At 65.0% G+C, this 13843-nt stretch carries 12 protein-coding genes and 1 pseudogene; 4 read left to right on the forward strand and 9 right to left on the reverse strand.

Annotated features, from left to right (window positions below):
• Positions 1-360 precede the first annotated feature (360 nt).
• A pseudogene (locus AB6806_RS22410) lies at positions 361-630 on the forward strand (FCD domain-containing protein); the annotation flags it as partial.
• Between the two features lie 498 nt (positions 631-1128).
• Here AB6806_RS22410 and AB6806_RS22415 read toward each other — a convergent pair.
• Both AB6806_RS22415 and AB6806_RS22420 read right to left on the reverse strand, forming a co-directional pair.
• A complete protein-coding gene (locus AB6806_RS22415) occupies positions 1129-2361 on the reverse strand; it encodes an anion transporter (RefSeq protein ID WP_142022726.1) in 1233 nt (410 codons plus the stop codon).
• A 6-nt stretch (positions 2362-2367) separates the two neighbouring features.
• On the reverse strand, positions 2368-3681 hold the full coding sequence (locus tag AB6806_RS22420; RefSeq protein ID WP_370955587.1) for an MFS transporter: 1314 nt from the start codon (positions 3679-3681) through the stop codon (positions 2368-2370).
• 51 nt (positions 3682-3732) lie between these two features.
• Between AB6806_RS22420 and AB6806_RS22425 the strand changes: the two genes are divergently transcribed.
• Positions 3733-4248 (forward strand): MBL fold metallo-hydrolase, encoded by a 516-nt coding sequence (locus tag AB6806_RS22425; protein WP_142022728.1) that lies wholly within the window; start codon positions 3733-3735, stop codon positions 4246-4248.
• A gap of 53 nt (positions 4249-4301) precedes the next feature.
• Complete coding sequence (locus tag AB6806_RS22430) at positions 4302-5273, forward strand: alpha/beta hydrolase (protein WP_142022729.1); 972 nt, start codon at positions 4302-4304, stop codon at positions 5271-5273.
• Between the two features lie 155 nt (positions 5274-5428).
• On the opposite strand, the gene AB6806_RS22435 is transcribed toward AB6806_RS22430, so the two are convergent.
• From AB6806_RS22435 to metC, 5 genes are all read right to left on the reverse strand, one after another.
• The gene (locus AB6806_RS22435) at positions 5429-6208 is read right to left on the reverse strand and encodes an amino acid ABC transporter ATP-binding protein (RefSeq protein ID WP_081925342.1); all 780 of its coding nucleotides are present in this window, start codon (positions 6206-6208) and stop codon (positions 5429-5431) included.
• A complete protein-coding gene (locus tag AB6806_RS22440; RefSeq protein WP_142022730.1) occupies positions 6205-7293 on the reverse strand; it encodes an amino acid ABC transporter permease in 1089 nt (362 codons plus the stop codon). The genes AB6806_RS22435 and AB6806_RS22440 overlap by 4 nt, the downstream gene beginning before the upstream one ends.
• Before the next feature lies 1 nt (position 7294).
• Positions 7295-8527 (reverse strand): amino acid ABC transporter permease, encoded by a 1233-nt coding sequence (locus tag AB6806_RS22445; protein WP_370955588.1) that lies wholly within the window; start codon positions 8525-8527, stop codon positions 7295-7297.
• A gap of 27 nt (positions 8528-8554) precedes the next feature.
• Complete coding sequence (locus AB6806_RS22450) at positions 8555-9586, reverse strand: amino acid ABC transporter substrate-binding protein (RefSeq protein WP_142022732.1); 1032 nt, start codon at positions 9584-9586, stop codon at positions 8555-8557.
• 99 nt (positions 9587-9685) lie between these two features.
• A complete protein-coding gene (gene metC / locus AB6806_RS22455; RefSeq protein WP_142022733.1) occupies positions 9686-10912 on the reverse strand; it encodes a cystathionine beta-lyase in 1227 nt (408 codons plus the stop codon).
• 229 nt (positions 10913-11141) lie between these two features.
• Here metC and AB6806_RS22460 point away from each other — a divergent pair, with 229 nt between their 5' ends.
• Positions 11142-11828 (forward strand): GntR family transcriptional regulator, encoded by a 687-nt coding sequence (locus tag AB6806_RS22460; protein ID WP_038362668.1) that lies wholly within the window; start codon positions 11142-11144, stop codon positions 11826-11828.
• Positions 11829-11861: 33 nt separating this feature from the next.
• Here the strand turns inward: AB6806_RS22460 and AB6806_RS22465 are convergent, their stop codons facing one another.
• A complete protein-coding gene (locus tag AB6806_RS22465) occupies positions 11862-12467 on the reverse strand; it encodes a glutathione S-transferase family protein (protein ID WP_142022734.1) in 606 nt (201 codons plus the stop codon).
• A 5-nt stretch (positions 12468-12472) separates the two neighbouring features.
• Positions 12473-13828 (reverse strand): MmgE/PrpD family protein, encoded by a 1356-nt coding sequence (locus AB6806_RS22470; RefSeq protein ID WP_142022735.1) that lies wholly within the window; start codon positions 13826-13828, stop codon positions 12473-12475.
• Positions 13829-13843 lie beyond the last annotated feature (15 nt).

Genomic DNA, 13843 nt, shown 5'->3' on the forward strand with positions numbered 1-13843 from the left:
AAACATCTCGCCCCGTTCCCGCCCCCGGCGTCAGCACGATCGCCGCGATCAGCACCCACACCGCTCCCGCCCGCCTCAGGCCGCGCGGCCGGCATGATTTAGAGCTCCCGACTGGGCCGCTCCTGTTCGCGTAGAGGCGCGCCGCGCTCTGCAGAAGGTCGGCGGGTGCCGATAGGGGCGTCGGCGAGCAACAGCGCGAGGGTTCGCGCCATCGATCGCGCCCCCGCCGCCATCTGCCGGCCGTTGAGGCCGTCATGGTCGAGAAGTAGCGCATGGGCCAGCGCCGCCTGCCACATCGGAAACATCCGTGCGCGCTCAGTGCTGAGCCGATAGGCGCCGACGTAGCGGGCCAGGCTCAGCGGGAATCCCGTGCTGCTTGAACTGCCGGAGAAAGTTCTCGCCCGCATTTCGCTGGTCGATGCCCTATACCGACGAAAGAACGGCGATCAGTGCGGCGCCGATCATCATCGTCAGATCATCGAAGCGGTGGCTCGCGGGGACAAGACAGGTGCGGTCGCTCAGATGAGGAAGCATTTCGACGATCTCGAGAGCCGGCTCGTGCTCGATGAGGCTCGGGGCGAAAGCCATAACCTGACTGCGGTGCTGGAGCGCTTTTCGGCGCGCTCTTAAAGTGGCGTGGAGCGAGCCGTCAGCGTCCACGGCCAGCCGAGAAGCGCGCTCATCCCAATCGATCACGAATGTCCGGTTCAGGGCAGAAGCTTCGACGTCGGCTCCTGGCGCATCGCGCTCGGGTCCGTGGCGCTGTCTCAAAGATCGCAACGGAATGGTGGGAACCGTGACTCGGTTCCGGCTGCTCGCCTCATCAGCTCAATACAGAATCGCAGCACTTCTCAGGCAGGGTTTCTGCAACCTGCTCGATCAGCCACGCCACGCATCGCGTGAGAGCCCTCATGCGATTGACCGCATGCTGGACAGCTCCGCAGAATTCGTTTTGTCCGCGCCTGCTGGATCTGCCGTGCTGCTGACGTCTCGTCCGTCCCTACGGGTACTCCAGTGGCAGGACGCTCATCGCGATTTCGCAGACTGGATTGGCCGCCCCGATGTGACTGCGCCGTTGCTCAATCTGAAATTTCCGATGCCCATGTAAGATGAAACCGTTGATTGAGACTACGAGAGAACGAAAACGCCGATCGCCAGCGTCGCGAGGGTGAGCGGCGCGCCGATCCTGAAATAGGTCCAGAAATCGATGGTGATGCCGTCCTTGGCGGCACGCTCGGCGACGATCAGGTTGGCGACGGAGCCCAGCAGCGTGAAATTGCCGGCGAGCGTCGAGGCCATCGCCACGACGAGCCAGGCGCGCTGGGGATCGTGCAGATGCTCGACGAAGGGCTTCAGCACGAGAACCGCGGGGACGTTGCTGACGAGGTTGGACAGGATCGCCGTCACGCCGGTCAGGATCGCGGTGTTGCCGAGGTCGAGGCGGGTGGCCTGCGCCAGCAGGTCGGGCGTCAACACGGCGTGCTCAAGCCCCCGCACCACGACGAAGAGCCCGGCGAACATCAGCAGGAGCGGCCCGTCGATCTCGGCATAGACCTTGCGCGGCTCGATCCTGCGGGTGAGCAGCAAGAGCGCTGCCGCGCAGATCGCCACTTTCGCCACCGGCTGGCCGAGGAAGAACAGGGCGATCATCGCCACGGACACCAGCGCCGCCTTCGTCGCGAGCCAGCCATGATAGTGAGCGGGAACGGTGACGCTGCGCAGCGCCTGCCGCGTCATGTACTCGCGCGGATTGAGCAGGAGCACGAACAGGATCGTCACCAGCAGCCCCAGCGCCGCGACCGGCAGCAGCGCGCCGGTGAAGGCGCCGTAGGAGATGCCCGAGAGATTGCCGATGATCATGTTCTGGGGGTTGCCGGTGATCGTCGCCGTCGAGCCGACATTCGAGGCGAGCGCCACGGCGATGAGATAGGGCACCGGGTTGCGGTCGAGCGCGCGGGTCAGCGTGATCACGATCGGCGCCATCACCAGGCAGATCGCGTCGTTGACGAGGAAAGCCGAGAGCACGCCGGTCGTCATTACCACGACCGCAAGCAGCAGCACCGGATGCCGCGCCCGGCCGGCGGCCCAGCCGGTCACCATGCGGAAGAAGCCCGAGAGCCGCAGATTGGCGACCACGATCATCATGCCGAGCAGCAGCGTGATGGTGTCGAGGTCGATCGCCCGATAGGCGTCCTCGAGCGAGAGCACGCCGCAGCCGACCATGAGCGCCGCACCGATCAGCGCCGCCCCAGCACGGTCGACGCGCAAGCCGGGCATCCGGCCGATCGCAATGGCGACATAGGTCGCGAGGAAGATCGCGATCGCGAGGATCTGCGTCGCGTTGAGGCCCCAGCCGGTCATGTGAGATCAGGCCATTCTCTCTCGCGCCGCCGGCGCCGGGCGGGCGCCGTGGTCGGTCGGCGGCTCATAGCCGCGCGTCTCCGGCATGGCAACGAGATAGAGGACGAGGCCGCAGGCCGCGATGACCGCGAGCGTGACGAAGGCGGCGGAATAGCCGGCGGTGACGATGATCACCCCCGCCAGCGAAGCGGAGAGCGAGGCCCCGACGCCCTGGACCGTCGCCACAGCCCCTTGCGAGACGTTGAAGCGGCCGGTGCCTCGCGTCAGGTCCGCCACCACGATCGGGAACAGCGCGCCGAAGATGCCGGCGCCGACCCCGTCGAGCGCCTGCACGGCGACCAGCCAGAACGGGTTGTCCGAGACGACATAGAGCGCCCCGCGCAGCGCCAGGACGCCGAAGCCGACGAGGAAGATCGGCTTGCGGCCCCAGTCATCGACCTTGGCGCCGACCATGATCGCCATCGGCACCATGACGCATTGCGCCGCGACGATGCAGATCGCGATCAGCGAGGTCGCCTGTTCCTTGCCGGCAACGCGGGTGAGCAATTGGCCGACGGAGGTGAGCATCGCGGCATTGGAGAGGTGGAAGATGGCGCAGAGCAGCGCGAACAGCATGAGATGGCGGTTCTGCAGCAGGGCCTTGAGGCCAGAGGGCTTCTCGTCGTCGACGGCTTCGTCGAGACCGCGGGCGAGATCGTCGTCGATCTCCTTCTCCGGCACCATCAGCATGGCGCCGATGCTGAGGACTGCGAGCACGGCCATGAGCCAGAACACCACGATCGGCCCGAAGAAATAGGCGGTCACGCCTGCGATCGCGGCCGAGGCCGCATTGCCGAGATGGTTGAAGGCCTCGTTGCGGCCGATGCGCTTGGAGAACAGCTTCGGCCCGACGAGGCCGAGCGTGATCGCAGCCAGCGCCGGCGGGAAGATCGCGCCCGCGATCGCGGCGACCGATTGCGTGCCGACGACCAGGTAGAAATTGCTGATGAAGGGAAGCGCCAGGCACGACAGCGTGACCGCGATCGCGGAGGCGATGACGATCGCCGGCTTGTGGCGGCCCTTGTCGATCAGCGCTCCGGCCGGGGTCTGGGCGAGCAGGCCGACGATGCCGGCGATGGTCATGACGAGACCGACGGTCGCCTCGTTCCAGCCCTGCTCCGGGCCGCGCACGGCGATCAGATAGATCGCGAGATAGGGCCCCAACCCGTCGCGCACGTCGGCGAGGAAGAAGTTCAGAGCGTCGAGCCCGCGCAGGGCCTGCCGGGACGGCGAGCGCTCGCCCGATTTCGCCGGGGCGCCGGACTGGCTTTGCGTGGGCATCGGAGCGTCTCGCGGCAGGAGATGGGGATAGGGGCGAAGAGACCGTCCGGCATGCGCCGGACGGGGTCATGGCGAGGAAGTCTTTCGACGGCGCTCTCCCTCGATGTGGAGACGGTCATCCCCGGTCATGGGCCACCGACCAATCTGACCGAGGTCGCTCGATTCCGTGAACTCCTGGTCTCGCTGCGCGAGCGGGTCGGACGCGCGATCCGCGCAGCCTCGAGATTTGCGTGGAAGACAGGCTTTGCGCCAAAGCCGCGGGCGTTTTCAAGCTGCCTGATCGGCTCGATTGAAGATCGGCAAACCGAGCTCGACCAGTGTCGAAAAAGCAAGCTCTGCTTTTGCCGACCTTCCGGCCGGCCGGAGGCGTCGGCACAGACCGTGCGATCGATGCTGTATCCGGTTGCACTCTTGCGAGCGATCCGCATCGAGGATCAATCGCTTCGGTATTTGCATTTCTGCTCAACACCGACACCCCCCATGCTCGCCGTCCGATTGGGAAAACCGGTCGGCGATGTCTGCCATAAAGGCTTGAGCAGGGAGGTTTCATGTTTCGTAAGTTCGTGACGGCTGCATTTGGGCTCGGTTTGGGGTTGGGGGGAGCGGCTCACGCGCAAACCATGCAGGAACCGCTCGCCCTACGGGCGATGGGCTCGTTTCATGTCGGCGGAAAACTCGTCGAAATTTCAGGACGCCAGGTCAAGGAAGTCGTCTTCACGCCTGGTGGCACACCGGCCAAGTTCGATCCGAACGGCACCTATCAGACCGGCCAGATGTATGTTCAGTATTTTCTGCCGCAGAAGGAGCGGGGCAAGGTGCCTCTGCTACTCTGGCATGGCGGGGGCATGACCGGCGTGAATTTCGAGACGACGCCCGATGGCCGGGAGGGCTGGCTCGAGTTTTTCCTGCGCAAGGGGTGGTCGGTCTACAACTCGGATGCCGTGGAGCGTGGGCGTTCGAGTTGGGCGATGTATCCGGACGTCATCCCCGGAGAGCCGCTCTTCCTCACGACCGCGAACCCGTTCGAGCGCTTCCGCATCGGGGAGCCGGCGGGCGGCTTCAACCCCGACCCCGCCAAGCGCAAATACCTGCCGGGCAGCCAGTTTCCGGCCGAGGGCTACGACAATTTCGTCAAACAGATCGTGCCGCGCTGGACCAGCACCGACCAGATGATCATCGATGCCTATATCGCCGAGGTCGACAAGGTCTGCCCCTGCGTGATCGCCTTCCACAGCCAGGCGGGGCAGTTCGGCTTTAAGGTCGCGCAGGCCCGCCCCGACAAGGTCAAGGCGCTTGTCGCGGTCGAGCCTGCGGGTATCGGCGACCCGGCCAAGGCCGATGTCCTGAAGGACATCCCGGTACTGATGCTCTTCGGCGACTATATCGAGCAGGATTCGCGCTGGCCGACGATCCGCAAGACCGCGACCGATTTCGGCGATCGCATCAAGGCGGCCGGCGGCTCGGTCGATGTCGTGAATCTTCCTTCCGTCGGCATCAAAGGCAATTCGCACATGATGATGATGGACAAGAACAATTTGGAGGTCGCTCAGCTGATCGACGACTGGTTGGCCAGGAAGGGCCTTGCCAAATAGGGGCTCAAGGTAAGCTCGGGGGTCGGGCTTCGCCTCCCGGCCGCGCCTTTCGGGGCGGCCGGGCAAGCGCAAGGCGGCGCTGTCGAGCCCATAGGCCGGTTCCGGCCCGCATCGACCAGCGGCGACGCGTCAGCGCGTGCGCTGGTCGACACATCTCAATGCTTCAGGACCTGTCTGAAGAATGCATGGGCTCGTTCGGTTTGCGGGTGGTCGAAGATGCGATTCGGTGCGCCTTCCTCGACCTTCCGGCCGTCGGCCATGAAAACGACGCGGTCCGCCACCGTGCGCGCGAAGCCCATCTCGTGGGTTACGACCAGCATCGTCATGCCGGTGTCGGCGAGTTCCAGCATGACGTCGAGCACCTCCTTGATCATCTCGGGATCGAGCGCCGAGGTCGGCTCGTCGAACAACATGATCTTCGGCTGCATGCACAGCGCCCGCGCGATGGCGACGCGCTGCTGCTGCCCGCCTGAGAGCTGAAGCGGGAATTTCCGTGCCTGCTCGGGAATATGGACGCGCTCGAGATAGTTCATGGCCAGAGCCTCGGCTTCCCGCCGGCGCGTGCCGCGCACCAGCATCGGCGCGATCGTCAGATTCTCCAGGATGGTCAGATGCGGAAACAGGTTGAAGCTCTGGAAGACCATGCCGACTTCGCGGCGGATCGCCTCCAAGCCGCGGGTGCGCCCGTCAAGCTCGACGCCATTGGCGACGATGCGGCCTGCATGATGGCTCTCGAGGCCATTAATGCAGCGGATGAGTGTGGATTTTCCGGAGCCCGAGGGTCCGCAGATGACGATTTTCTCGCCGGTGGCGACCTCGAGATCGACATCATGCAGGACTTGGACGGAGCCATACCATTTGCACAACCCCTGGATGCTGACGGCAAGCGATGGCGCTTGGCGTGCCTCTTCCACATGATTTGCGAGAGCGCTCACGAGACATACCCCTTGTTCATCCGGCGTTCCATCAGGCGCGCATAGATCGAAAGCGCGAAGCCGAAGGCGAAGTAGACGAAGCCGACGAAGGTGTAGGCTTCGACATAGTATTTCCGCCAGACCGGGTCCTGCATGACTGCCGTTGTTGCAGTCAGGATGTCGAACAAGCCGATGATCATCACGAACGACGTATTCTTCATCGCGGCGATGACATGGTTCATGATGGCCGGAAAGGCGATGCGCAGGGCCTGAGGCAGGATGATGCGGCCGGTCATCTGCCAATAGCGCAGGCCCAGGGCCTTGGCGGCTTCATATTGCCCCTCCGGCACGGCCTGCAGGCCTCCGCGGATCGTCTCGGCCTGGTAGCAGGCGAAGAAGATCGCGATGCCGATGGTTACGCGCAACAGCTTGTCGACGTTCGTGCCGGCCGGCAGGAACAGCGGGAAGACATTGACCGCGACGAAAAGGATCGTGATCAGCGGCACCCCGCGCAGCGTTTCGATCAGCACGACGCTGACGGAGCGCAGCAGCGCCAGATGCGAGCGCCGGCCGAGCGCGAGCAGCACCGCGATCGGGAAGCCGAGGATCACGGTTCCGGAGAACATGATCATCGTCAGGGCGAGGCCGCCCCATTCGGTGGTCGGCACGATGCGCAGCGGCCCGATTCCACCATACATCAGCGCGCCGATGACGAAGACGGCGTTCGTCCAGAGCGGGACCAGCAGGCGCAGCGACCAGAACCGCGGCGTCAGCGTGACGATGACGGTGATCAGGTAGATGGCCACGGCCAGGGTCGGGCGCCATTGCTCGTCGAATGGGTAGAGCCCGAACAGGATGACCCGGTGCTTTTCCGCGATCACCGCCCAGCAGGCGCCGACAGCATCGCGGCAACTCTCAGGCCCGGTGGAGACGAACACGGCATCGAAGATCGCCCAATTCGCGATCTTGACACAGATCGGTACCACCAGAGCCAGGGTCGCAAAGCTCAGCAAGATGTGGAACGGCGAAGGCCATACACGCTCGCGGAGCCACCAGTCGAGAGCGTTGCGGCGGCCGCTCACCAGCGGCTGAAGTGTATTGGCCATCTCAGCGCCCCTTCAACGCAATGCGGCTGTTGTAGAAGTTCATGAGCAGCGAGGTGATCAGGCTCAGCGTGAAGTAGATCAGCATCATGATCGTGACCATTTCCATCGCCTGTCCGGTCTGGTTCATGACGGTGTTGCCGATGTTCACGAGTTCGGGATAGCCGATGATGACGCCCAGCGAGCTGTTCTTGGTCAGGCTGAGGAACTGGCTCGACAGCGGCGGCACGATCACGCGCAGCGCCTGCGGCAGGACGATGCGGGTCATGATCGAAAATGGGTGCAAACCGAGCGCGCGTGCCGCCTCGACCTGGCCTTTCGGCACAGCCTGAATGCCTCCGCGAACGATCTCGGCGATAAAGGCGCCGGTGTATATCGTCAGGCCGATGGCCAAAGCGAAGAACTCGGGCGAGAGCGTCAAACCACCCGTGAAGCCGAAACCACGTCGCTGCGGGATATCGGGCGTGAACTGGGCGCCCGTTACGAGCCAGGTCAGAAGCGGCAGCGCGACAAGCACGGCCAGCGCCGGTACGATCGGTTCGACATATCGCCCCGTGCGCTCGCCATAGCGGCGTGCCAACCGCGCCGCGGCGAATGCGGAAAGCACGGCGACGCCGAGAGCGATCATGATCGTCCCGCCGGAGGTGCCGAAGCCGGGCAAGGGCACTGTCAATCCGCGGTTACTGATGAAGCCGATGCCGAGCAGATCATGCGCCTGCCGCGGCGGCGGCAGGTTACGGATGATCGAAGACCACAGCAGGACATGCAGGATGATCGGCACGTTCCGGGCCAGCTCCACATAGGTGCCGGCGAGCGTCGAAATCACCACATTGCGCGAGGCCCGGGCCACGCCCGCGGCGACGCCGAGCACAGTGGCGAACACGATGGCGACCGCGGCGACGCGGAGGGTGTTGAGTACGCCGACCAGCAAGGCTCGGCCATAGGTGTCGCTGGCACTATAGGGGATCGGCGACTCGCCGATATTGAACCGCGCCAGCTGCTCCAGGAAGCTGAAGCCGGTGGCGATGTTCTGCCGCTGGAGGTTCTCGGAGACGTTGCTGTAGAGCGCATAGATGCCGAGCGCGAGCAAGACCGCGAGGCCGGCCTGATAGATCAAGCCCCGTGTGAAAGGGTCGCCCCAGCTCAGCCTGCGGCGGGGCGGTTTTGCGGCCTGCCGGGCGCGTATATCGGCCCGTGTCGGCCCGCTGGCCGCGAGGCTCCGGTCAATGCTCGTCATGTCTTGTTACCCCGCGGCGCGGACGCGTCACTTGACCGGGAGCCCGTAGAGCAGCCCGCCCTCGGTCCAGAGCTTGTTGTGTCCGCGCGGCAGCGGCAGTTTCGTCTTGTCGCCGAAGTGGCGCTCGTAGATGTCCCCGTAGTTGCCTACGGACTTGACGACCCAGTAGAGCCATTTCTTGTCGAGCCCGAGCTTGGGGCCGTAATCACCGGTGACGCCGAGAAGGTCCTGGACATAGGGGTCCTTGGACTTCGTCATCTCGTCGACATTGGCTTGGCTTACCTTGTTTTCTTCGGCCTCCATCAGGCCGTACATCACCCATTTCACGATGTCGTACCATTGGTCGTCACCGTGCCGGACGGCGAGTGCGAGCGGCTCCTTGGAGAAGGTCCCTTCGAGGATGACATGCTCCTCAGGCTGCGGCGCGTCGTACATCCGTACGCCCGGCAGCGCGTCGCGATCCTTGGCGAGTGCATCGCAGCGGCCGGCAACATAGGCGCTGGCGAGCTCCTTGTTGTTCTCGATCACGATCGGCGTGTATTTGAGCCCATGCTGGGTGAAGAGCCTGGCGACGGCCTGTTCGGTCGTGCTGCCGGGCGCCATGCAGATGGTGGCGCCGTTCAGATCCTCGACCGTCTTCACGCCGGCATCCTTGCGGACCATGAAGCCGAGGCCGGTATAGAAGACCGGCGGCGAGAAGTTGAGTCCGAGCGCGGTATCGCGCGTCAAGGTCGCCGTCGTATTGCGCGCCAGCACGTCGACTTCGCCGGCCTGAATAGCGGGGAATCGTTGCTGGCTCGACAGCGCGACGAAGCGGACCTTTTCACCGCTGCCGAAGATCGCCGCACCGAGCGCCCGACAAAGATCGACCTCGAAGCCGGACCAGCGCCCCTTGTCGTCGGGAGCGGCGAAGCCGTAGCGGCCCGGATGGGCGCCGCAAAGGACTTCGCCGCGCTCGCGAATGGCCTTGAGCGTGTCGCCCTGGCCAGCCTCGGCCGGAAGAATGGTGGTGCAGAGAAGGGCGGCGATGGCGCCGGCGAAACCGAATGCGAAACGCATATTCTGACTCCCCTTGTTATGATGCGGCCCTGCGGAGCGCGGCGACCAGCGACGCCGCCATCCGCATGTCCCTGCGCATAGGCGTGCGAGGTTCCTCGTTCAGCGACCGAGCCGCTCAAAACCCCGTTCGAGATCGTCGATCAGGTCGGAAACGTCCTCGAGGCCGACATGCACGCGCATACACTGGCCGGGTTCGCGCCAGGTCGTGGCCGAACGCAGGATGCGCGGATCGGTGGGAAGCAGCAGGCTTTCATAGCCGCCCCAGCTCGATCCCATGCCGAACAGGCGCAGACCGTCGACCATCGCCGCCAGCCGCCGGCGGTCCGTCTCGCGGATGACGAAGCCGAACAGCCCGGACGCGCCGGTGAAATGCGTCCTCCAAAGTTCGTGGCCGGGGTCGGTCTGGAGGGCCGGATACATCACGCGCGTCACTTCGGGCCGATTTGCAAGCCAGTTGGCCAGTTCGAGCGCGTTGGCGTGGTGCTGCCGCATCCTGACCGAGATGGTGCGCAGACCTCGTTGCGCGAGATAGGCATCGTCCGGGCCGACACAGATGCCGAGCCGCTGCGCGAACCCTTTCACGCGCTCATAGCTCGTCTCGGAGCACGAGATCGTGCCGAGCATCAGGTCGGAATGACCTGAAATATATTTCGTGCCGGCCTGGACGGAGATGTCGACGCCCAGCGTCAGCGGCTTGAAGAAAACGCCGCCGGACCAGGTGTTGTCGACGACGGTTACGATGCCTCGCGGCCTGGCCGCGGCCACGATGGCGGTGATGTCCGTCATCTCGAATGTCAGTGATCCAGGCGCCTCCATCCAGATCAGCCGCGTGTTCGGCTTGATCAGCCTGTCGATGCCGGAGCCGACCAGCGGATCGTAGAATTCGACCTCGACGCCGAAGCGGCGCAGGACGTCGTTACCGCAGTGACGACAGGGCCCGTAGACATTGTCGGCGATCAAGACGTGATCGCCGGGATCCAGATGGGCGAGCAGCGTCGTGGAAATGGCATTGGCGCCGGACGGGGTAAGCACCGTGCCGGCCGCCTCTTCCAGCGCCGAGACCGCATCCTCCAGCGCGAAGGTCGTCGGCGTTCCGCGCCGACCGTAGCGGACCTTCGCTTCGGCCTTGGCGTCGAGCGCCGCCAGCGTCGGAAACAGGATGGTGGAGGCATGAAACACCGGTGGATTGACGACGCCGAAATGCGCCGAGGGATCGCGCCCGGCATGGCAGATGACGGTATCCGGGCCGAGCCTGCGGTTCCGGTGGCCGTCCGTCGCGGCGGCGGGCTGGCTCGAGGCGATGTCGGATGGGGGCGAAAGGCTCATGCGTCACTCTTTCCTGACGAGCCGATGCGAGCACGGACAGAAGCGCGCGCTTCTCGACATTCGGCATGTAAATGCATACAATTGCATTTTACAGAGTGCAATCAAATTTATCGCGGCCTTTCCTTCTGTCGCTGTGCGTCGCCTGTTCAGGCGGCGTCCTTTTGCATAGGAAGGAAGAAGCTGATCGGGCTGCGGTCGGGGTGCGGCATAACGGAGCCGAAGACAGACGATGACCAAGTTGCCGAAAAGGGCGTCGACCGGAGGTCGCGACCTCGTCTTTGATGCGTATGAGCGCATCCGCGCCCTCATTCAGAAGGGCGAACTCGCCATCGGCGAGCGCGTGACGGAGATCGGCCTGGCAACGATCCTGGGCATGTCGCGGACCCCGGTGCATGAAGCCATCGCCAGGCTCGAGACCGATGGCCTGCTGACCAACGAGCCGCGCCGCGGCCTGATCGTCACCGATCTCGACCATCAACAGATTGTCGAGCTCTACTTCATGCGCGAAGTGCTCGAAGGCGCCGCGGCGCGGCTGACTGCGCAGGCGGCCAGCGAGATCGAGCTTGCTACGTTCGCGGGGCTTGTCGAGGCCGAGGCCGGCGCCCTGGATGACGTCCAGCGGATGTCCGAGATCAACCGCAATTTCCGCCATCTGCTGGCCCTGTCATCGCATAATCGCTACCTGCTGCGCAGCCTCAACCAGCTCTCGGTCACGATGTCGCTGCTGCCGACGCTGATCGGCGAGAACGGCCGTGCGGCCGTATTGCATCGGCAGCACCGCGAGATAACCGAAGCATTGCTGCGCCGGGACGGGCTGGCTGCGGAAAGCCTGATCAAGGCTCAGGTGCGCTCGTCGCAGCAGCATCGCATGAGCATCATGCTGCGCGCCCATGCGAGCACGGGTACGCGCGGTTGAACGGCGGTCATGCCGGCGCATGCCGCGGTTTCATCAGCTCAGCGCTTCCGCGACATGCCGCCTGTATCCGTCTCGGCCAGCGAGACGCTCGCGATAGGCTGCCAGTGACGGCAGATCGGGACGGGCTAGCGGGACGAGGAACCAGCGGTGGACAGCGGGTGCCAGGGCGATGTCCGCCAGTGTCAGGGACGGGCCGGCGAGATAGTCGTTTGCTTGGAAATGTCGGTTGAGCAGCGCGGCGTGGGCCGTCAACGCCTTGAGAGCCGCTTCCGCCGCCGCCGCGTCCTCGGCCTTCAAGGCGGTTCGGATCTTGCCCATCGCCGGCACGAAGGCGGTGGCCCCCCAATCCATCCACTGGTCGGCGCTCGCACGTCCTGCCGCGTCCGGCGGCCAGATCGTCCCCTTGCCGTAGCGATTGCCCAGGTAGCGCAGAACCGCATTCGATTCCCAGACGACGGCGCCATCATCGACGACGGTCGGCACCTTCCCATGCGGGTTGAACGCGCGGTAATCGATCGCGTCCGTGCCGCCGAACCGCCCGCCGCATGCGATCAGCTCGTAGCCCACCCCGAGCTCGTCGAGGGCCCAGAAGGCCTTCGCGCAATTCGATGAATCGCGGCGTCCGTAGATTTTGAGCATCGTCTTCATCCTTGCTGGGTCGCGGTCATGATGTCTTCGATGCTGGGCGCCTGATCGAGCGCGAGAATGGCGCGGAACAGGCTGCGAGCGCGCTCCTCGTCCAGGCTCGCGCCGGCGCAATCGACGAACTTGGCCTCCAGCTCGTCGTCCGACATCGGATTGAGCGGCCCGCGGCCGAACTCGGTCGAGGCCGAGGCTTCGACGACGCGTCCGTCGCCGAGCGTGACCTTGACGCGGCCGAGATATTCGTTCGGCTCGTCATGGGCGTTGGACCGAGTCAGAGCGGCAAGGGACGCCGTATCGGCGTCGAGGAAGGTGCTGTCGTCGAAGTCGCCGAGGCGGACGATGCCGGCCGTCAGCGCCTTGGCGGTCAAAAATTGGACGCTGAACTTCGCTTCGAGCCCGGTCTTCGGCCGGGGGCGATCGGTGTGGGCGAGCCGGCGCCGGTGGGTCCAGGTCTCGATCGCCGTGATCTCACCGGACCTGAAGGGACCGTGCCGGCGGTGCAGGGTCAATGCCGCATCGATGGCGGAATGTGCGCTGCCGCAGCAGGGGTGCTGCTTGATCGCAATGCCGGGTGAGAGAACGTCCGGCGAAGTCAGCCAGTCGCCAAGCGCCCTCTGCGGATCGAAGGTTCCGGCGCCGTTCAACACGTTGAAGAAGCCGTATTCGTGTTCGAAGGCTGAATGGCTGGCCGTGACGCCCTGCTCGGAGAGTGTTGCAGCGAGCAACCCGTTATAGGCGGCCTGACCGACATGGAGGGGCTTGATCGGCGTCCCGAAGTTGGACTTGAGGCCGCTTGCCATCGATACCGCGATCGCCAGTGCCGTGGCCATGCGCTCCGGATCGAGGCCCAGCAGATGGGCACTCGCCGTGGCGGCGCCGAATACGCCGAGCGTGGCGGTCGGATGCCAGCCTTTCTCGTAGTGATGCGGCATCACCGCCCTGGCGAGCCGCAATTCCAGCTCGACGCCTGCGAGATAGGCCGACAGGACAGCTCGTCCGGAAGAGCCGCGATCCTGCGCGAGCGCAAGCAGCGCGGGCACGACCGGCGCCGAAGGGTGACCACCCATGGTGGTGCTGCAATCGTCGAAGTCGAGAGCATGCGCCGCCGTACCGTTGATGACAGCGGCCTGCAGCGGGTGGCAGCGCCCGGGGCGGCCGATCTTGGTCGCGGGGCCGGCATCGGCAGCAATCTCCAGCGCGCGCTCGATGCCGTCAAGAAAGCCTGCCCGGCATCCGGCCAGCGCGGTCCCGATCGTATCCGCGAAGGCGCGCGCCGCCACGCGGCCCGCTTCCGGCGGCATCGTATCGAGCGTTATGGCGCTGGCGCGCCCTGCAAGTTCGAATGCGAAGCTCATGGAGTCCTCGTCGCT

This window comes from Allobosea sp. RCC_152_1, assembly GCF_041360765.1.
Classification (GTDB): Bacteria; Pseudomonadota; Alphaproteobacteria; order Rhizobiales; family Beijerinckiaceae; genus Allobosea; species Allobosea spartocytisi.